Origin of the sequence: Halopolyspora algeriensis (assembly GCF_003337235.1) — a bacterium.
Lineage (GTDB): Bacteria > Actinomycetota > Actinomycetes > Mycobacteriales > Pseudonocardiaceae > Haloactinomyces > Haloactinomyces algeriensis.
This window is the reverse complement of the sequence record NZ_QPJC01000010.1, coordinates 100,997-118,895: the sequence shown is the minus strand read 5'-3', so window position 1 is coordinate 118,895 and position 17,899 is coordinate 100,997. Positions and strand designations below refer to the sequence as shown.

Sequence of the window (17,899 nt, the reverse complement as noted above, 5' to 3'; positions counted from 1 at the left end):
CATTGACCTGCACGGTGCAAGATTTGCATAATGCAACGGTGGATCCGATTCCGCTGGGAAACAATCAGGAGTGATTCCCGTGCCGGTACGAAGACCGATCGCTGTCTGGCTGCGGGAACGCGGTAGCGGGCTGATGGCGCTGGCGCTGTTCATCGGCGTGGGTGCCGGGTTCGGTGCCATCGCGTTCCGGTGGTTGATCAGACAGGCCGGTCTGTTGTTCTCGGGACACATCGACTACGCCGCCACTCCAGGAGCGGCCCATCCCTGGTTTCCGGGGCTGGGCATGTGGTTCCTGGTGCTGGCCCCGGCCGTGGCGGGGCTCGTCTACGGCCCGCTGGTTCAGCGCTTCGCTCCGGAAGCGCGCGGGCACGGCGTTCCCGAAGTGATGTACGCGGTGGCCGAGCGCGGCGGACACATCAAGCCTCAGGTCAGCCTCGTCAAAGCGCTCGCCTCGGCCCTGTGCATCGGTTCCGGTGGTTCCGTGGGTCGCGAGGGGCCGATCGTGCAGATCGGTGCCGCGCTGGGCTCGGCATGGGGGAAGCTGACCGGGCTGCCCCGGCAACGCCTGCGTGTGCTCGTCGCCTGCGGCGCGGCAGGCGGTATCGCGGCCACGTTCAACGCACCGCTGGCCGGGCCGTTCTTCGCGATGGAGCTGATTCTGCAGAGCTTCACCGCCGAGGCGTTCGGTGCGGTGGTGCTGGCCAGCGTGACGGCCAGCGTGATCGGCCGTGCGGTCATGGGCAACGAGGCCTTTCTGTCCCTGCCCGCCTTCCGGGTGCACAGTCCGTTCGAATTTCTGCTGTTCGCGCTGCTCGGCGTGCTCATCGGGGCCTCGGGGGTGCTGTTCGGCAAGGTGCTCTACACCGTCGAGGATCTGTGCGACCGGGTGTGGCGTGGCCCGGAGTGGCTGCGCCCCGCCGTGGGTGGCCTGCTGCTGGGGGCGCTGCTGCTGGTACTGCCGCAGATGTACGGCGTGGGATATCCGATTTTCGACCGTGCCGTCTCCGGCGGTTACGCGATCGGTTTCCTCCTGCTGCTGATGATCGGCAAGATGCTGGCCACCAGTCTGACCATCGGGATCGGCGGTTCCGGAGGCGTCTTCGCGCCGTCGCTGTTCATCGGCGCGATGGGCGGCACCGCCTTCGGCATGCTGGCCCAGGACCTGCTGCCCGGTATGGGACTCTCGCCGGGCGCCTACGGCCTGATCGGGATGGGAGCCGCGTTCGCAGGGGCGACCAGAGCACCGATCACCGGGGTGATCGTACTGTTCGAACTCACCGGCCAGTACTCGATCATCCTGCCCATGATGCTGGCCCTCGTGGTCGCGACCCTGGTCAGCCGCACGATCAGCAAGGGCACCATCTACACGACCAAGCTCCGCCGCCGTGGGATCGACCTGGAGTCCCGGCACCTGCGGGGCAGGCTCCCGGACCGGACGGCCGGCACGATCATGGAGGCCTTGCCGGAGAAGCTGTCCACCGACACCACCTTCCGGGAGGCGTCCGAGGCGTTGGCCCATTCCAGCGATGCCGTGCTGCCCGTGGTCGACGCGGAAGGCCGCTACCAGGGGTGTGTGACCGCCCATACGGTCGCCGAAGCACTCGAAGGCGAGGAGTATCCGGAAGGCGAGATCGGTGCACTCGCCGAACCCGTTCCCACGGTGCGGAGTACGATGCCGCTGCTCGACACCCTGGAAGTCCTGGTGGAAGCGGAAGGCACCGGTCTGCCCGTCCTCGGTCCCGAGGGTGGCGAGCCGGTCGGTTGGATCAGTCACCAGGCTCTGCTGGAGTCGATGCACACCACCGCCACCCTCCGCTGAGGTGACCGGCGACAATGGTTGACGTGAGCAGCTCAGCCGAAACACATCGCTCCGGGTTCGCCTGCTTCGTCGGTCGCCCCAACGCAGGCAAATCCACGCTGACCAACGCGCTCGTCGGCACGAAAGTGGCGATCACCTCCAGCAAGCCGCAGACCACCCGGCACGCGATCCGCGGCATCGTCCATCGCCCGGACGCGCAGCTGATCATCGTGGACACCCCCGGCGTGCACCGGCCCCGTACGCTGCTCGGCGAGCGCCTCAACGACCTCGTGTACGAGACGTGGTCGGAGGTCGACGTGGTGGGGTTCTGCGTTCCCGCGGACGAGAAGATCGGGCCCGGCGACCGCTACATCGCGGCGGAACTGGCCAAGGTGTCCGAGCGCACACCGGTGGTGGGCATCGTCACGAAGACGGACCTGGTGAGCAAGGACCAGGTGGCCGAGCAGCTCCTGGCCTTGCAGGAAGTGATGGAGTTCGCGGACCTGGTTCCGGTTTCGGCGGTCGACGAGTACCAGGTGGACGTGCTGTCCGACCTGCTTGTTCAACACCTGCCGGAAGGACCGCAGCTCTATCCCGACGGCGAGATCACCGACGAACCGGAAACCACCCTGATCGCCGAACTGATCCGAGAGGCCGCCCTGGAGGGAGTGCGCGACGAACTGCCGCACTCGCTGGCCGTGGGAATCGAGGAGATGGGCCCGCGCGAGGGTTACGACAACCTCGTCGACATCTACGCGGTGATCTACGTGGAACGACGGAGCCAGAAAGCCATCGTCATCGGCCGGGGCGGCGAGCGGCTTCGCGAGGTCGGAGCGGGAGCCCGCAAGCACATCCAGGCTCTGCTGGGCAGCCGGATCTACCTGGACCTGCACGTCAAGATCGCCAAGGACTGGCAGCGCGATCCCAAGCAAATGCAGCGCCTGGGATTTTGATCACTGTTCGATCGGGATTCTACGGTAGCGGCCTTGCCGCGGGCCCTTCTGCGGTACGTTCCTCCGCGGTCTCGCACAGCGCGGACCGACAACCGTATCGAAGAACCGAAGGAAACACCCGTGAGCAACCCGTATGGCGGCCCGCCGTCCGGCCCCCAGCCCCAACAGCCTTACGGCCGGCCGAGCCATGACCCGCAGTCCGGCCCGATGCCCCAGCCGCCGTACGGGCAGCAACCGTACGGACAATCTCCCGCCTACGGACAGCCGCATCCCTACGGCATGCCCGCCTACGGGATCGCTCCGCCCAACAGCAATCTGGGCTGGGGCATTGGTTCGATTTTTCTGTGCTGGCCGTTCGCCATCCCGTCGTTGATCAAAGCGACTTCGGTGCAGAGCCTGTGGGCACAGGGCCGGCTCGCGGAAGCCGAGCATGCTGCCGCCGAGGCCAAGAAATGGGGCAAGATCGGCATCATCGTCGGCGCGTGCGGCTACGGACTGCTCATTCTGTTCTACGTGATCGCGATCGTCGTCGCGGTCGGAGCGGGGGTTGCGGGGAGCTCGTACTGAGCCCTTGCCCGCTGTCGCGCCCTCTCCGGCTGTGCCGGAGTCGGTCGCGCCGTTTACCGCATTCCGGGTGTGACTTCGCGATCGGCGCACCTGCCGTGGCCTCACGCGGGAGTGGGACGATGGAGGGGTGAGCCTCTACCGGGATTCCGCGGTCGTGCTGCGGGTGCACAAGCTGGGTGAGGCCGATCGGATCATCACCCTGCTGACCCGCCGCCACGGCAAGGTTCGTGCCGTGGCCAAGGGAGTGCGCCGCACGACGTCGAGGTTCGGCGCTCGCCTCGAGCCGTTCTGCCACGTGGATGTGCAGCTCTACACCGGGCGCACCCTCGACGTGATCACGCAGGTCCAGACTCTGGATGCGTTCGGCGGCGGCATCGTCGACGACTACCAGCGCTACACCTCGGCCTGTGCGGTGCTGGAAACCGTCGACCGGATCGTCACCGAGGAGGGCGAACCGGTCCTGCGGTTGTACCTGCTGGCGGTCGGCGCTCTCCGGGCGCTGTCCGGGCGGGAACGTGACCCCTCTCTGGTGCTCGACGCTTTCGTGCTGCGTGCGATGTCGTTCGCGGGATGGGAACCCGCACTGGCCGAATGCGCCCGGTGCGGACAGGCGGGCCCGCACGAAGCGTTCAGCATCGCGGCAGGCGGTGCGGTGTGTGCCGGATGCAGGCCCGCCGGCTCGGTACGCCCGGCACCGCAGACGCTGCCTCTGCTGGAGGCGCTGCTGCACGGGGACTGGGATGCGACCACGGCTGCCACCGAACCGGTACGGCGGGAGGGCAGCGGGCTGGTGGCCGCACACCTGCAGTGGCACATGGAGCGGCAGCTGCGGTCGCTGCCGCTGGTGGAACGCCGCGAATCCTGGCACCGGATCCCCGAATTCCTCCGGGAGCGCGCCGCCGAACTGGACGGCAGTGAACTCGCCGGGGCGCCTGCCCCTCAGGAGAACTAGATGCGGATCCGCAGCTACCGTCCGCATGACGCCGAGGCGGTGCACCGGATCTGCGTGGCCACCGGTGACGCCGGAAAACCCGCCGCGGGCATCCTGCGGGACCCGCACCTGGTCGCCTACGTGTTCGCCGATCCCTACCTGCTGCTGCAGCCGGAACTGGTGTTCGTCGCCGAACGTGACGGCGCCGTCCTCGGATACGTCGTCGCGGCGCTGAACTCCCCGGAGTTCTATGCGCGCTGGCAACTGGAGTGGGCGCCCCGCTTCTTCACCAGCCACCCGGCCAGCCCCGACGCCGACGCGCGAGATGCCGACGCCCAACTGCGCACCTTGCTGCACCAACCGCGTCGCCTGCTGTCGGCAGATCTCGACTCGTACCCCTCCCACCTGCACATCAATCTGCTGGCGAGCGCGCGGCGCCAGGGGGCGGGGCGGCTGTTGCTGGAGGCCGTGTTCGACGAACTGGCCCGCGCGGGGTCCCCCGGTGTGCAATTGAGCGTGCGCGCGAGCAACACCGGAGCACAGGCCTTCTACCGCGCCGTCGGCATGAACAGACTGGCCTCTCGGAACGGGCTCGCCGTCCGGTTCGGGCAACCACTCGGCGGTGTGGACCATTCGGTCCGGGAGAATGAGACACCGGTTCGTCACGGACACGGCTGACAGGACGGAGGGAACACCACACATGCTGCGACGCCGCGGGCGGGGTAAGGAAGACCCGGATGTGCGTGCGCCGGACCCGCATCCCGACGGGGCCCGGCCACCGGAACTGCCGCCCGACCTCGTACCCAGGCATGTCGCCGTCGTCATGGACGGCAACGGGCGATGGGCCAACGAGCGCGGTCTGCCGAGAGTCGAAGGGCACAAGCAGGGCGAGGCGGTGGTGCTCGAGCTCGCACGCGGCGCCATCGAGATAGGTGTGCAGTGGCTGTCGCTGTATGCTTTCTCCACCGAGAACTGGAAGCGCAGCCCGGAGGAAGTCAAATTCCTGATGGGCTTCAACCGTGACGTCATTCGCCGCCGCGTCGACGAGCTCGACGAGATGGGCGTGCGCGTGCGGTGGGCCGGACGCCGCCCGAAGCTGTGGCGCAGCGTGGTCAACGAGTTGCGCTCCGCCGAGTCCCGAACCGAGAACAACCAGGTCATGAACCTGACCATGTGCGTCAATTACGGCGGTCGCGCCGAGGTCGGTGACGCGGCGCGCGAGATCGCCAGGCTGGCTGCTGCAGGCAGGATCAATCCGGACAAGGTCGACGAGCGGACCGTGAACCGCTACCTCTACCAACCGGAAATGCCGGATGTCGACCTGTTCATCCGCCCTTCCGGAGAGCGTCGGACCTCGAACTTCATGCTCTGGCAGTCCGCCTATGCCGAGCTGGTGTTCCAGGACACCCTGTTTCCCGATGTGGACCGCCGCCACCTGTGGCGCGCCTGTGAGGCCTACGCGCGCAGGGACCGCCGCTTCGGCGGTGCGGTCGACCGCACCGCGCAGGGTGAGGACACCACCGAACCAGCCCAGGAGGGGCATTGATGACCCAGGAGGCAGCCACGACCGCGGAGTTGATGACCGCGGCCAGACAGGCCCTGGAGGCCTACCACGATGTGCACGTCGACGATGACGGTGCGCTGACGTTCCGTCACTCCGAGGTTCCCTGTGCCGTGCAGGCCATGCAGCTGGCCGAGGGACTGACGGTGCTGAGCCTGACCTGCGTCGTGGCGTGGGATCTCCCGCAGGACGACAAGCTCGCCCAGTCGGCGGCGGAGCGGGCCGGGCAGGGCCTGTTCGGCACGCTCGGTGTCGTGCGTACCGAACGCGGTATGGACGTCACCCTGCGTTACGCGTTTCCCGCTCAGGGGATGGACGCCTCGCCGTTGGGCACATTGCTGATGCTGGTGGTCTCCACGGCCTCACAGCTCCGCAACGAACTCGTCGGAGATCCGCACCCGTCCGAGCACTGATCGGACCCGGCTTTCGGCGGAGAGCGTCGGCCGCACGGCCGCGAGTTCAGCTGCCGCAGGAGCACTCGGGGCAGACGCCGAGGATCTCCACCGTGTGGCTGACGTCGGAGAAACCGTGCTCCCGCGCGATCCGCTCCGTCCAGTCCTCCACCGGGGGATCGGCCACCTCGACGGTGCGTCCGCACACGCGGCAGACGAGGTGGTGGTGATGATGGCTGGAACAGCGGCGGTAGACCGCCTCCCCCGACTCGGTACGCAGAACATCGACTTCCCCGACCTCCGCGAGACTCTGCAGGGTGCGGTAAACCGTGGTCAGACCGATTCCCTCTCCCTGCCGCCGCAGCTGCTCGTGCAGTTCCTGCGCCGACCGGAAGTCGTTGATCTCGTCGAGCAACTTCGACACGGCGGCTCGCTGCTTGGTGGTCCGCAGGCCGGGTACCGAGGTGGCGGGACGCTCGCCGGTGGTCACGCGGTCTCCTGTCGATGTCGGCTGTGCTGTGCCAGGGTGTTCGCGGATTCGGTGCGCGTACCGTGCGGTGCGGCCTCCGACGTTTCCTCGGCATGCGCCACCGCGTCCACCACGATATGAGCCAGATGCTCGTCGGAGAGGCGGTACACGACCTCGCGGCCGTGTCGCTGTCCGCGGACGACACCGGCGGATTTCAGTACGCGCAGATGCTGACTGATCAGCGGCTGGGTCACCCCGAGCGCATCGACCAGTTCGTGCACGCAGCGCTCGGCGGCACGCAACTGCAGGACGATGGAGATCCGGACCGGCGCTGCCAGTGCTCGGAGCAGTTCACCGGCTTCGGAGAGGGTCTGCGTATCGTACCGGGGGGCGGGCTGTGAGACGGTCCGCTCGGGGGAGTGCACGTGGTGTTCCGTGGTCTCCGAAGTGGCACCCGGGCTTTCCGCTTCCCTCGAGACCCCGGAAGTCTGCTGTCCCGTCTCCGGGACGGAATCCGGACCGGCGACGGGCATGATGTCCTCTCCGGCGAGCCCGGGGTGATCGTCTCGCTCGCCTCGAACGTGGAACGTGTGGAACGCTCTGTCGTTCCCATCGTACTGGTCCGGGGCTGCGAACACGCCCAACCGAAACCCGGCCACGTCGAAAGCGGCTCGGCCCGTGAGGGCGAGGGCCGCTACGCACGGCCGACCGTGTTCGCCCCTCGCCGATCCGAGCGAACAGCGGGGTGGGGGAGGAGCATGCAGGCGCGGGCTGGGTACGCTGGGAGAATCATCGTCATCCTTGCTCGGCCGGTCCAGGTCGGCCCAACCCCTTGACAGCCCAGCCCTCTTGACAAGCGTGGAGTGAACGTGCCCACCGATCAGATCGACACGATCGTCAACCTGTGCAAGCGTCGTGGCTTCGTCTACCCGAGCGGTGAGATCTACGGCGGTACCCGGTCGGCATGGGATTACGGTCCGCTCGGGGTGGAGCTCAAGGACAACATCAAGCGCCAGTGGTGGCGGTACATGGTGCAGGGCCGTGACGACATCGTGGGGCTGGACTCCTCGGTGATCCTGCCGCGCCAGGTCTGGGAGGCCTCCGGTCACGTCCAGGAGTTCGTCGACCCGCTGGTGGAGTGCACCTTCTGCCATCAGCGTTTCCGTTCCGACCAACTCGTCGAGGAGCACGCCGAACGCACCGGCAAGGACATCGCTCCCGATGATTTGAGCGACGTACCGTGCCCGAACTGCGGAAACCGGGGGCAGTTCACCGAGCCGAAGATGTTCAACGGCCTGCTCAAGACATTCCTCGGGCCGGTGGATTCCGAGGAAGGCCTGCACTACCTGCGGCCGGAAACCGCGCAGGGCATCTTCGTCAACTTTCTCAACGTGATGACCACGGCGCGGAAGAAGCCCCCGTTCGGCATCGGCCAGATCGGCAAGTCCTTCCGCAACGAGGTCACGCCCGGCAACTTCATCTTCCGCACCCGCGAGTTCGAGCAGATGGAGATGGAGTTCTTCGTCGAGCCCGGCGATGACGAGCAGTGGCACCAGTACTGGATCGACAATCGCACCGAGTGGTACAAGGACCTGGGGGTCGACCCGGACAATCTGCGCCACTACGAGCACCCGAAGGACAAGCTGTCGCACTACTCGAAGCGCACCGTCGACATCGAGTACCGCTTCGGCTTCTCCGGCCAGGAGTGGGGTGAGCTGGAAGGCATCGCCAACCGCACCGACTTCGACCTCACGACGCACTCCAACCACTCCGGAGTGGATCTGTCGTACTTCGACCAGGTGAGCAACTCCCGGTACCGCCCGTACGTCATCGAACCCGCGGCCGGGGTCGGTCGACCGATGATGGCCTTTCTCGTCGACGCCTACCGTGAGGACGAGGCCCCGAACGCCAAGGGCGGCGTCGACAAGCGGGTCGTGCTCGGGCTGGACCGGCGGCTGGCACCGATCAAGGTCGCGGTGCTGCCGCTGTCGCGCAACGCGGACCTGTCGCCGAAGGCGCGCGATGTGGCCGCGCTGCTGCGGCGGAACTGGAACATCGACTTCGACGACGCGGGTGCGATCGGCCGCCGCTACCGGCGCCACGACGAGATCGGTACGCCGTTCTGCGTGACGATCGACTTCGACTCGCTGTCCGACCAGGCGGTCACGGTCCGGGAGCGCGACACGATGGCGCAGGAGCGTGTGGCCATGGATCAGTTGGAGGGCTACCTCGCCGCGCGCCTCATCGGGTGTTAATAGAGTGCTCGGATCGGCCGGCGTGGCGGTGCAGGTGGTGGAACCTCCGGCTGCGCCTCGCTGCGGGAGCCGGCACCTCGAGTAGCCACTTCTCCGCCACGTGCCGACTGTCCTCGCGAGGCTGTGCCGGAGAACCCGCGGCGGTGCCGGTTGCCGACATGGCGAAAGCAGCCGGTCTCGTTTGCCTGATGGCCGCCTGTTGCCTTGCTGACACCCCTCTCCCAGGGGCGGTGATCACGGTACGGGGTGGGGATCTGGAACGATGAGCGGTGTGACTTTCCACGACACCGCTCGAGGAGTCCGACACAGGTCCCGCCCCGGTCGGCCGGTGCGCCGCCTCGTCTTCGGTGCTGTCCTGGTGGCGTTGCTGGTGCTCGTGGGAACCGGGGTGCGGGTGTGGCAGGTCGCCCGGGTCGACCAGGCGCGCCAGGCCGACATGATCGTTGTCCTGGGTGCCGCCCAGTACAACGGAGAGCCGTCGGAAGTGCTCCAGGCGCGCCTGGAGCACGCTCTCGACCTGTACCGGCAGGGGTATTCCGACAACATCGTGACCGTGGGTGGCAACCGGCTCGGGGACAACTACACCGAGGCGGAGGCAAGCAGGATGTGGCTGACCGAGCACGGTGTCCCCGCGGGAAACGTCGTCGATGTCGAAACGGGCCGGGACACTCTGCGCAGCATCCGCGCGGTGGCACGTGTGGCCGAGCAGCACGCGTGGCACACCGCGTTGATCGTCAGTGATCCGTGGCACTCGCTGCGTTCCCGGACCATGGCCGACAATGCCGGGTTGCGCGCGTGGACATCGCCGACTCGGACCGGCCCGATCGTGCAGACCCGTGAGATCCAGCGGCAGTACATCATGCGCGAGACAGCGGCACTGCTGTACTACCGCCTGACCCACTCCTCCGCGGAGGTCTCCGGCATGGGCCTGGGGTAGGAGTCCGCTCACGGGAATTCGACGGGCCGGGGTCGTAGGCTGTGGCCGATGGACTCCGGTGATCTGCCCGGTTACGGCGAACACGACACCAGACGGCTCCTCCCGGAGCCGCCCAAGGATGCTGCCCCGGCCGGTTCGGACATGTCGAACCGAACCGACTTCGCCAGGGACCGTGCGCGGGTGCTGCATTCCGCCGCGCTGCGTCGACTGGCCGGGAAAACCCAGGTCATGGGGCCGGGTGAGGGGGATGTTCCCCGTACGCGGCTGACCCACTCGCTGGAGGTGGCCCAGATCGGCCGGGGGATCGCGCACGACCTGGGCGCCGACGCGGACGTGGTCGACACGGCGGGGCTGGCCCATGACATCGGTCATCCGCCGTTCGGGCACAACGGGGAGGAGGCGTTGAACGCCCTCGCGGAGGAGTGCGGCGGCTTCGAGGGCAATGCCCAGAGTCTGCGCATCCTGACGCGGCTGGAGCCCAAGCTGGTCGATTCCGGCGGCACCGGGCGTGGGCTCAACCTCACTCGGGCGAGCCTCGACGCGGCGACCAAGTACCCGTGGCCGAAGCAACCGGGCATGACCAAGTTCGGCGTGTACGACTCCGACATCGAGGTGTTCGAGTGGATGCGCCAGGGTGCTCCCGCGGGGCGGCGCTGCCTGGAGGCCCAGATCATGGACTGGGCCGACGATGTGGCGTATTCGGTGCACGACGTCGAGGACGGTGTGCATTCCGGCCGGATCTCCCTGCGGGCGCTGACCCACCCGGATGAGCGCACCGAGATCGTGCGGATGGCGGCGAAGCATTTCCGGCACGAGATCCGATTGCCGGACACCGCCGAACTGCTCGAACCCGCCGCCATGCACCTGATCGAGCTGCCCGCCGTTGCCGCGGTGCTGGATTACGACGGGTCGTTGCAGGCACAAGTGGCGCTGAAGCGGCTGACCAGTGAACTCGTCGGACGGTTCGCCTCCGCCTCGGTCTCGGGCACCCGGGCCGAATTCGGGTCGGGGCCGCTGACCCGGTACGGCGCCGACCTGATCCTCCCGGAGGAGGTGGTCGCCGAGGTCGCGGTTCTCAAGGCCGTGGCGCTGCGGTATGTCATGAGCGATCCCGAACGTCTGCGGCTGCAGCAGCGCCAGCGCGTGCTGCTGACCGAACTGGTTCGGGCTCTTGCCGAGGCGGCCCCGGAGTCATTGGATCCCGCGCTGGCCATGGCGTGGCGCGGTGCCGAGGACGACGGGACACGGCTGCGGGCGGTACTGGACCAGGTCGCTTCCCTGACCGATGCTCAGGCCTCGGAGTGGCACCGGCAGTACGTCGGCTCTGGTTCTGCTGTGTAATCAAAGATGTGAGCTATGCCCGGGCAGGCGGCGTTTTGCGGACCTCTTTTGGCAGGATTCTTACAGAGAGTATCGTTGTGTCCGAGTCAGTATCGCTGATTCGGGTGAAACCCCCGACTCCCGACCCCCGATCTGATGGCCGGGGCCCCGAACCCGGGCCACGAGGAGAAGACCCTTGTCCGATCAACCGAACCGGCACTACATCCAGAAACTCGACGTCGACGGCGAGCCGTACATCAACGTCGACAACCTGGCCAGCTGGGTCAACGATCTGCGCTGGCAGGACCCCGAAGCCCAGCGCGCGACCGCCTACATCGCCCAGGAGCTCCGTCTCATGGGACTCTCGGACATCGAGGAATCGCTCCGGTGAGACCCCCGGGTCTTCGGTGAGCCGGGACCGGTTTCCGCCCGGCTCGCCGAAGGCTCCGTGCATGCTTTTCGGGCCCCGCTCGGCTCCGGAACTGGCAGACTCGGTGCGGACCGACCGATCACCGATGCCGGATCCCCTCGCTGAAGGGAGCCCAGCGCAGCCGTGAGCAACCACCTCGACTTCAGCCTGTCCCTGCACCGGCGACTCGCACCTCGCGCGGAGGAGGACTTTTCCTGGTCGCCTTACTCGGTGGCCAGTGCCCTGGGGTTGGCCGCGGCTGCCGCCGATGGCCACACCCGTGCGGAACTTCTCACCGCGCTACGGGCGACGGGCAGCAATAGCCGGACCGAACTGCTCGAACTGCTCCGCGGTGCGGCACACCCGGGCCACCTCGAACCCGAGGACGGCCCGGAACTGGCTGTCGCCAACACGCTGTGGGCCGATGACGAGCTTCCGATCGAGGACACCTACCTGCAAGCGTTGGAGGACTGGCCGGGAAGCGCGCTGCGCAACACGGCATTCCGGGCCGCTCCGGACCGGGCGCGCAGGCAGATCAACGCCGACGTCGCCGAGACGACCCGCGATCTGATCCCGGAGCTGCTCCGGCCCGGTACGGTCGACCCCGACACGGTGGCCGCTCTGGTCAACGCCCTGTACGTGAAAGCGTCGTGGACAGAGTCCTTCGACGAGCACGCCACCGAGTCCAGGCCGTTCCACGCGCCGCACGGTACACGGGACGTGCCCACGATGCGGATGACGCGCTCCTTCGGCTATGCCTCCCGGCACGGCTGGCAAGTGGTCACCCTGCCCGCCGCAGGCGGTATCGAAGCTGTGGTGCTGCTTCCGGACGGTGAGCTGAGCGGGGCCGAGTCCGGGCTGGAGGCCACACGGCTGGCAGAGCTGGTGTCCGCGGCCGGGCAGCAGCGGGTCGAGTTGCTGCTGCCCAGATTCGAAGTGACCGGAGAGGCCGAGCTGCAGCACCCGCTCGACGCCCTCGGGGTCAGCACGCTGTTCACCTCGGCGGCCGACTTCTCCCCGCTGACCGCGCGCCCGCTCCGCGTGTCGACCATGGTGCACCGGTCGGTGCTGCGGGTGGACGAGCACGGGCTGGAAGGCGCTGCCGCCACCGCAGCCGTGATGCGCCTCGTCTCCGCGGTTCGGGAGGAGGAGCCGATACGGGTCGAGGTCGACCGGCCCTTCCTGTTCCTCGTGCGGCATCGTGCGACCGGCGCGATCTACTTCCTCGCACGTGTGGTCGACCCGAGCTGAGGACTGTCACACCTTCCGGCGGTGCCTCGTCAAGCGGGTGAGGGCCCACGAAAGGTGTGGGCCACCGTCGAGGGAGTGGACCATGTCACGGATTCCGGAAGTCACGATCGACAGGGCGGGCTGGCTGGCCACGTTGATCTACCGGTTCGCCAGACGTCGCTACGGGGCGGTTCCCCAGCCCGTCGCCGTCGCCGCGCACCATCCCGGGCTCCTGCTCAGCTCGGGAATCGTCGAGATGACGACGGAGAAGGTGGCCACCGTTCTGCCCGCGAGCGTTCGGGAGCTGGCCACGTACCGCGTGGCCAGCCGGATCGGTTGCTCGTGGTGCGTGGACTTCGGGACGATGCTGCAGCTCAAGGAGGGGTTGAACATCGAGCGCCTGAAGCACATCGAGGACTACGCCTTCTCGGAGCACTTCGACGAGCTGGATCGGTTGGTCATCGCCTACGCCGATGCCATGACCGAGCAGCCCGTGACAGTCACCGACGAGCAGGTGGCCGAACTCGACCGACGGCTGGGGCACAAGGCCGTGCTCGAGCTCACCTACATGATCGCCCTGGAGAACGAGCGTACCCGCTTCAACCACGCGCTCGGCATCACCGATCAGGGCTTCACCTCCGGGGAGGCCTGCCGAGTGCCCATGCCGTAGCCCGATCGGCGCCGTCGATGGAGTGTGCGCTCGCCGGGGTGCGTTCAGAAGCGAATCCGGGTCAGCTTGTCGGGATTGGCCACGTCGAAGAGTTCCGCGACTCGACCGTCACGGACGGAGAGGGTCATCACCCGGGGCGCAACCTGCCCGGTATCGGTTCCGGGTAGCAGGACCCCCGGGTCACCGTTGACGAGGACGGGGCGGATTCCGGTCAGCAGGTCCTCGCCGTACTTGGTGACGAGTCCCAGAGTGAACTGCGCGACCTTCTCGCCGCCGACGACCGCGCGCAGCGCCGTCCGAGCCTTGCCGCCCCCGTCGCCGTACACGACCGCCTGCGGGTGCAGGACGCGGACGACCGCCTCGACATTCCCCGAGGAGACCGCCGTGAGGAACTCGTCGAGCACCCGCTGGTGCTCGGCTCTTGGGACACGTGGTGGGGGGCCGGCGTTCGACACGGTCCGCCGGCCGCGCGAAGCGTGCTGCCGCACGGCGGGTACCGAGCAGTCGAGCATCTCGGCGATGTCGGCGAACGGGACGTCGAACGCATCGTGGAGGACCAGAGCCAGCCGCTGATCGGGCGGTAGTTGGTGCAGGACGCGCATTGCCGCCATGCGCAGGTCCTCGCGTTGTACGGCGGTCTCCAACGGGCCCGGTACCTCGCTGTCCGGCTCGCTGACGACCGGCTCGGCCAGCCACGGCCCGACATAGCGCTCCCGACGAGCCGCGGCCGACCGAATCCGGTCGAGACAGATGCGTCCTACGACGGTGGTCAGCCATGCCCCCAACTCGTGAATCTCGTCCCGCGCTGTCCCATCGAGATGAGCCAGCCGCAGCCACGCCTCCTGCACGGCATCCTCGGCATCCGCGAGGTGTCCCGTGAGCTGGTACGCCACTCCGATCAACCGTTCGCGGTGACCATCGAACCGTGCTGCCAGAGCGTCCTCGTTCGGTGACACGGAGTGATTCTGGCACGGCGGTTCCGGATGCCGGGGATCGCGTCGGAGGTACCGACCCGGCCTCTAGACTGGCGGGCGTGGCGGGAAAGATCCGGGAAAGCGACATCGCCGAAGTCCGCGAACGCAACCGGATCGACGATGTCGTCGGTGAGTATGTCGCATTGCGGCGCGCCGGCGGCGGCGCGCTGAAGGGCCTGTGCCCGTTCCACGACGAGAAGACCCCGTCGTTCAACGTCCGCTCCAGCCACGGCACGTTCCACTGCTTCGGATGTGGCGAGGGCGGCGATGTCATCGCGTTTCTGATGAAGACCGAGCATCTCGGCTTCGTCGAGGCCGTGGAACGGCTGGCCGACCGCGCGGGAATCGAGCTGCGCTACGAGGGCGGGGGACCTGCGGTGCGGCGCGACCCCGGTACCCGGGCGCGGTTGGTGGAGGCTCACCGCCTCGCGGCCGAGTTCTACGCCGAACAGCTGCGTTCTCCGGAGGCCGAGCCTGCTCGGGAGTTCCTCACGCAACGAGGGTTCGACGAGTCCGCCGCGACCATGTTCGGCTGCGGGTTCGCCCCGAGCGGTTGGGATCGCCTGACGAAGCACCTGCTGGGCAAGGGCTTCGAACTGGAGGAGCTCTACAAGGCGGGGCTGTCCCGGGAGGGGCGCCGCGGACCGATCGACCGGTTCCACCGGCGCCTGCTCTGGCCGTTGAAAGACCTGGGCGGGGACGTGGTCGGGTTCGGTGCACGCCGTGTCTTCGACGACGATCCGATCGAGGCCAAGTACGTCAACACCTCGGCCACGCCGATCTTCAACAAGTCCCAGGTGCTGTTCGGTATCGACCTGGCCAAACGGGAGATCGCCAAGCGCCATCAGGCTGTGGTCGTCGAGGGCTACACCGACGTGATGGCGATGCACCTGGCCGGGGTGCCCACCGCGGTCGCCTCGTGCGGAACCGCCTTCGGCGATGAGCACGTCGCCGTCCTGCGGCGGTTGATGATGGACGACGACGCCTTCCGCGGTGAAGTGATCTACACCTTCGACGGGGACGAAGCCGGGCAGAAGGCGGCGCTGAAGGCCTTCGAGGGAGAGCAGCAGTTCGCCACGCAGACGTATGTCTCGATCACTCCCGACGGCATGGACCCGTGCGAACTGCGTCAGGACTCCGGCGACGCGGCGGTGCGGGACCTGGTGGCGCGGCGGCGGCCGCTGTTCGAGTTCGCCATCCGCAGCCTGCTGAACGGCTACGATCTGGACTCGGTGGAAGGCCGGGTGGCGGCGCTGCAGCGCACCGTGCCACTGGTCGCCCAGATCAAGGACCCCGCCAGCCGGGACGGCTACGCCGTCAGCCTGACGTGGTGGACCGGCTGGGACGACGAGAAGCAGGTCGTACAGCGGGTTCGCGAGTCGGCCGGAGCAGCCCCCGCCAAGTCCCGCCGGAAGCGGGCGCGCCCCGCCGAGCAGGAGTCGGCGGGCTCCGCGGTCGAACTACCACCGCGGCCGCCTCGGCACGACCTTCCCCGCTGGTCGCAGCGCGAGACGCTGAAGGCCGCGTTGCAGGTGCCCGCGCTGGCCGGGCCGCTCTACGACTCGCTGCCGGAGGACGCCTTCACCGAGTCCGCCTACCGGGAACTGCACCAGGCGATCCTGGCGGCGGGCGGTACCGTCTCGGGGCTCGCGGGGCCGGCGCTGATCGATGCGGTGCGGCAGTGCTGCGAGAGCGAGGTCGCCCGTCACCTGCTCACCCAGCTTGCCGTGGAAACACCGGATACGAGGTCCGAGCAGGATCACCGGTATGTCACCGGGGTGATCGCCCGGCTGCAGGAAAATCTCGTGGCCGGGCAGATCGCCGACATCAAGTCGCGTGTGCAGCGATTGTCGCCGCTGGAGGATGCCGACGAGTACCACGCGTTGTTCGGTGATCTGGTGGCGTTGGAGCAATACCGCAAGTCGTTGCTGGAACAGGCCATGGGAGGCGCCCTGTGATCTCGTGGTTCCGGCGTTTCGTGGCTCGTCTGAACGGAACGGCCGCCCTGCCCCGGGACTTTCGGGGCTCCCTGGACATGGACGAGCAGGTGCTGGCCGTGGCCGGCAGCGATGGTGGCCCGCTGGTGGCCACCAGCCTGGGGCTGTGGTTGCCGGAGAGCGAAAGCGCTCGCCGTGTCGGATGGCACCTGCTGAGCAAGGCGAGCTGGGACGAGGGAACGCTGACCCTCATCGAGGCCGAGGAGTCGGGGACGGCGGGGGAGGCGGTGTTGTTGCGCGATCGCCCCGCGCGGCGGTTCACGCTGTCCTCGCGCGGACGGGTGCCCGAGGTGGTGCACGCGAGGATCACCGGATCGATCCGCTCCAGCCATCACCGGGAACTGCCGGGCGGTGGTGCCTGGTTCGTGCAGCGCAAGGTGCCCGGCCAGGATGGCATCGTGCTGCAGGTCCGAGCCGATCGTGGCACGGACGAGACCGCGCTGCGGGACTTCGCTTTCGAGGTCGCCGAGCAGCTGCACCACGTGCGCGAGTCCGGCCACCAGTGAGCGAGATTTCTTCGGGACCTCACGTCCGGTGGCGCCGACGCTGTAGTATGACCGTACTGTTTCTCCGGGTGGTGAGGCGCTGTGTGGGATCCGCGGAAGTATCTGGAATTCTCCGAGTACCGCGATCGACCGGCGCACGACCTCTTGGTTCGTGTCGGCGCGGACACGGCGCGACGTGTGGTCGACGTGGGATGCGGCTCGGGGAATCTGACTCCGTTGTTGGCGGCCCGATGGCCGGAAGCCGTGATCGAGGCGATCGACGCATCATCGGAGATGGTGCAGGCGGCCCGTGCGAATGGGATCGACGCGCGGTTGGAGGACGTGCGGGATTGGCAGCCTGCACCGGACACCGACGTCGCTCTGTGCAACGCCGTGCTCCAGTGGGTTCCCGACCATGTCGAACTGCTGCGCGCGTGGCTGCGCGCGCTGCCCGAGAGGGCATGGTTCGCCTTCCAAGTGCCCGGCAACTTCGATGCGCCCGCTCATCGAACCCTGCGCGAACTGGCAGGCGAGTCGGGATGGTCGCAGCGCCTTGCGGGAGTACTGCGCGAGCCGGACTGCGTCCTTGCCGCTGTCGATTACGCTGACGCGATCGCCGATCTCGACATCGAGGTGGACGCGTGGGAGACCACGTATGTGCACCGCTTGCGGGGTGAGGACCCGGTGCTGGAATGGCTCAGTGGTACGGCGCTGCGCCCTGTCCGGTCGGTTCTCGGCGATGAGCAGTGGCAGCGGTTCCGGACCGAACTCACCCCTCGTCTGCGTGCGGCGTACCCGCAACGCACCGACGGCACCACGTGGTTTCCCTTCCGGAGGATCTTCGTTGTCGCGCACCGGCGGTGACGTTCCGGGCGATCTGCGGCGGAGACCGGGTATCCTGGGAAAACGCCTGTCGGCAGGCCACGGGGGAGGGGGGTGTGCACCCGCCCC

At 67.9% G+C, this 17,899-nt stretch carries 19 protein-coding genes; 16 read left to right on the top strand and 3 right to left on the bottom strand.

Annotation, left to right across the window (positions count from 1 at the left end; all coding sequences use genetic code 11):
- The first annotated feature begins 133 nt into the window (after positions 1–133).
- From DFQ14_RS15520 to DFQ14_RS15490, 7 genes are all read left to right on the top strand, one after another.
- Positions 134–1,819, top strand: a complete 1,686-nt coding sequence (locus DFQ14_RS15520) for a chloride channel protein (RefSeq protein ID WP_114454068.1) — start codon at positions 134–136, stop codon at positions 1,817–1,819.
- A gap of 23 nt (positions 1,820–1,842) precedes the next feature.
- Positions 1,843–2,751, top strand: coding sequence for a GTPase Era (gene era / locus DFQ14_RS15515; protein WP_257233742.1), 909 nt, complete (start codon positions 1,843–1,845; stop codon positions 2,749–2,751).
- Positions 2,752–2,871: 120 nt separating this feature from the next.
- Complete coding sequence (locus DFQ14_RS15510; protein WP_114454005.1) at positions 2,872–3,318, top strand: CD225/dispanin family protein; 447 nt, start codon at positions 2,872–2,874, stop codon at positions 3,316–3,318.
- A gap of 127 nt (positions 3,319–3,445) precedes the next feature.
- Positions 3,446–4,270 (top strand): DNA repair protein RecO, encoded by an 825-nt coding sequence (gene recO / locus DFQ14_RS15505; protein WP_114454004.1) that lies wholly within the window; start codon positions 3,446–3,448, stop codon positions 4,268–4,270.
- Complete coding sequence (locus DFQ14_RS15500; RefSeq protein WP_246195698.1) at positions 4,271–4,927, top strand: GNAT family N-acetyltransferase; 657 nt, start codon at positions 4,271–4,273, stop codon at positions 4,925–4,927.
- A gap of 22 nt (positions 4,928–4,949) precedes the next feature.
- Positions 4,950–5,795: an isoprenyl transferase gene (locus DFQ14_RS15495; RefSeq protein WP_114454003.1), complete on the top strand. Its 846-nt coding sequence runs from the start codon at positions 4,950–4,952 to the stop codon at positions 5,793–5,795.
- Positions 5,795–6,223, top strand: a complete 429-nt coding sequence (locus DFQ14_RS15490; RefSeq protein ID WP_114454002.1) for a hypothetical protein — start codon at positions 5,795–5,797, stop codon at positions 6,221–6,223. The genes DFQ14_RS15495 and DFQ14_RS15490 overlap by 1 nt, the downstream gene beginning before the upstream one ends.
- A 46-nt stretch (positions 6,224–6,269) precedes the next feature.
- Here DFQ14_RS15490 and DFQ14_RS15485 read toward each other — a convergent pair whose 3' ends face one another.
- Together DFQ14_RS15485 and DFQ14_RS22395 are read right to left on the bottom strand one after the other, a co-directional pair.
- On the bottom strand, positions 6,270–6,692 hold the full coding sequence (locus tag DFQ14_RS15485; protein WP_114454001.1) for a Fur family transcriptional regulator: 423 nt from the start codon (positions 6,690–6,692) through the stop codon (positions 6,270–6,272).
- Entirely contained in the window at positions 6,689–7,204 is a 516-nt protein-coding gene (locus DFQ14_RS22395) for an ArsR/SmtB family transcription factor (protein WP_114454066.1), read from the bottom strand. The genes DFQ14_RS15485 and DFQ14_RS22395 overlap by 4 nt, the downstream gene beginning before the upstream one ends.
- A 336-nt stretch (positions 7,205–7,540) precedes the next feature.
- On the opposite strand from DFQ14_RS22395, the gene DFQ14_RS15475 reads away from it, so the two are divergent.
- From DFQ14_RS15475 to DFQ14_RS15450, 6 genes are all read left to right on the top strand, one after another.
- Positions 7,541–8,926 (top strand): glycine--tRNA ligase, encoded by a 1,386-nt coding sequence (locus tag DFQ14_RS15475; RefSeq protein ID WP_114454000.1) that lies wholly within the window; start codon positions 7,541–7,543, stop codon positions 8,924–8,926.
- Between the two features lie 262 nt (positions 8,927–9,188).
- Entirely contained in the window at positions 9,189–9,863 is a 675-nt protein-coding gene (locus DFQ14_RS15470) for a YdcF family protein (protein ID WP_114453999.1), read from the top strand.
- Positions 9,864–9,911: 48 nt separating this feature from the next.
- The gene (locus DFQ14_RS15465) at positions 9,912–11,204 is read left to right on the top strand and encodes a deoxyguanosinetriphosphate triphosphohydrolase (protein ID WP_114453998.1); all 1,293 of its coding nucleotides are present in this window, start codon (positions 9,912–9,914) and stop codon (positions 11,202–11,204) included.
- 175 nt (positions 11,205–11,379) lie between these two features.
- Positions 11,380–11,574, top strand: a complete 195-nt coding sequence (locus DFQ14_RS15460) for a hypothetical protein (protein WP_114453997.1) — start codon at positions 11,380–11,382, stop codon at positions 11,572–11,574.
- A gap of 162 nt (positions 11,575–11,736) precedes the next feature.
- Positions 11,737–12,843: a serpin family protein gene (locus DFQ14_RS15455; RefSeq protein ID WP_114453996.1), complete on the top strand. Its 1,107-nt coding sequence runs from the start codon at positions 11,737–11,739 to the stop codon at positions 12,841–12,843.
- Positions 12,844–12,925: 82 nt separating this feature from the next.
- Positions 12,926–13,492 carry a carboxymuconolactone decarboxylase family protein gene (locus DFQ14_RS15450; RefSeq protein WP_114453995.1) on the top strand — a complete coding sequence of 189 codons (567 nt, stop codon included), beginning with the start codon at positions 12,926–12,928 and terminating at the stop codon, positions 13,490–13,492.
- 44 nt (positions 13,493–13,536) lie between these two features.
- Here DFQ14_RS15450 and DFQ14_RS15445 read toward each other — a convergent pair whose 3' ends face one another.
- Positions 13,537–14,448, bottom strand: coding sequence for a sigma-70 family RNA polymerase sigma factor (locus tag DFQ14_RS15445; RefSeq protein ID WP_114453994.1), 912 nt, complete (start codon positions 14,446–14,448; stop codon positions 13,537–13,539).
- Between the two features lie 77 nt (positions 14,449–14,525).
- Between DFQ14_RS15445 and dnaG the strand changes: the two genes are divergently transcribed.
- The 3 genes from dnaG to DFQ14_RS15430 all read left to right on the top strand — a co-directional run bounded on the left by dnaG (position 14,526) and on the right by DFQ14_RS15430 (position 17,812).
- On the top strand, positions 14,526–16,424 hold the full coding sequence (dnaG, locus tag DFQ14_RS15440; RefSeq protein ID WP_114453993.1) for a DNA primase: 1,899 nt from the start codon (positions 14,526–14,528) through the stop codon (positions 16,422–16,424).
- Positions 16,421–16,969, top strand: coding sequence for a hypothetical protein (locus DFQ14_RS15435; protein WP_114453992.1), 549 nt, complete (start codon positions 16,421–16,423; stop codon positions 16,967–16,969). Before dnaG ends, DFQ14_RS15435 begins: the two co-directional genes overlap by 4 nt.
- A gap of 81 nt (positions 16,970–17,050) precedes the next feature.
- Positions 17,051–17,812, top strand: coding sequence for a trans-aconitate 2-methyltransferase (locus DFQ14_RS15430; RefSeq protein WP_114453991.1), 762 nt, complete (start codon positions 17,051–17,053; stop codon positions 17,810–17,812).
- Positions 17,813–17,899: the final 87 nt, after the last annotated feature.

Excerpts from the sequence above, each read along its gene's own strand:
- DFQ14_RS15520 (WP_114454068.1), top strand. The coding sequence starts at position 134 with ATGGCGCTGGCGCTGTTCATCGGCGTGGGTGCCGGGTTCGGTGCCATC.
- DFQ14_RS15500 (WP_246195698.1), top strand. The coding sequence starts at position 4,271 with ATGCGGATCCGCAGCTACCGTCCGCATGACGCCGAGGCGGTGCACCGG.
- DFQ14_RS15495 (WP_114454003.1), top strand. The coding sequence starts at position 4,950 with ATGCTGCGACGCCGCGGGCGGGGTAAGGAAGACCCGGATGTGCGTGCG.
- DFQ14_RS15490 (WP_114454002.1), top strand. The coding sequence starts at position 5,795 with ATGACCCAGGAGGCAGCCACGACCGCGGAGTTGATGACCGCGGCCAGA.
- DFQ14_RS22395 (WP_114454066.1), bottom strand. The coding sequence starts at position 7,204 with ATGCCCGTCGCCGGTCCGGATTCCGTCCCGGAGACGGGACAGCAGACT.
- DFQ14_RS15470 (WP_114453999.1), top strand. The coding sequence starts at position 9,189 with ATGAGCGGTGTGACTTTCCACGACACCGCTCGAGGAGTCCGACACAGG.
- DFQ14_RS15465 (WP_114453998.1), top strand. The coding sequence starts at position 9,912 with ATGGACTCCGGTGATCTGCCCGGTTACGGCGAACACGACACCAGACGG.
- DFQ14_RS15450 (WP_114453995.1), top strand. The coding sequence starts at position 12,926 with ATGTCACGGATTCCGGAAGTCACGATCGACAGGGCGGGCTGGCTGGCC.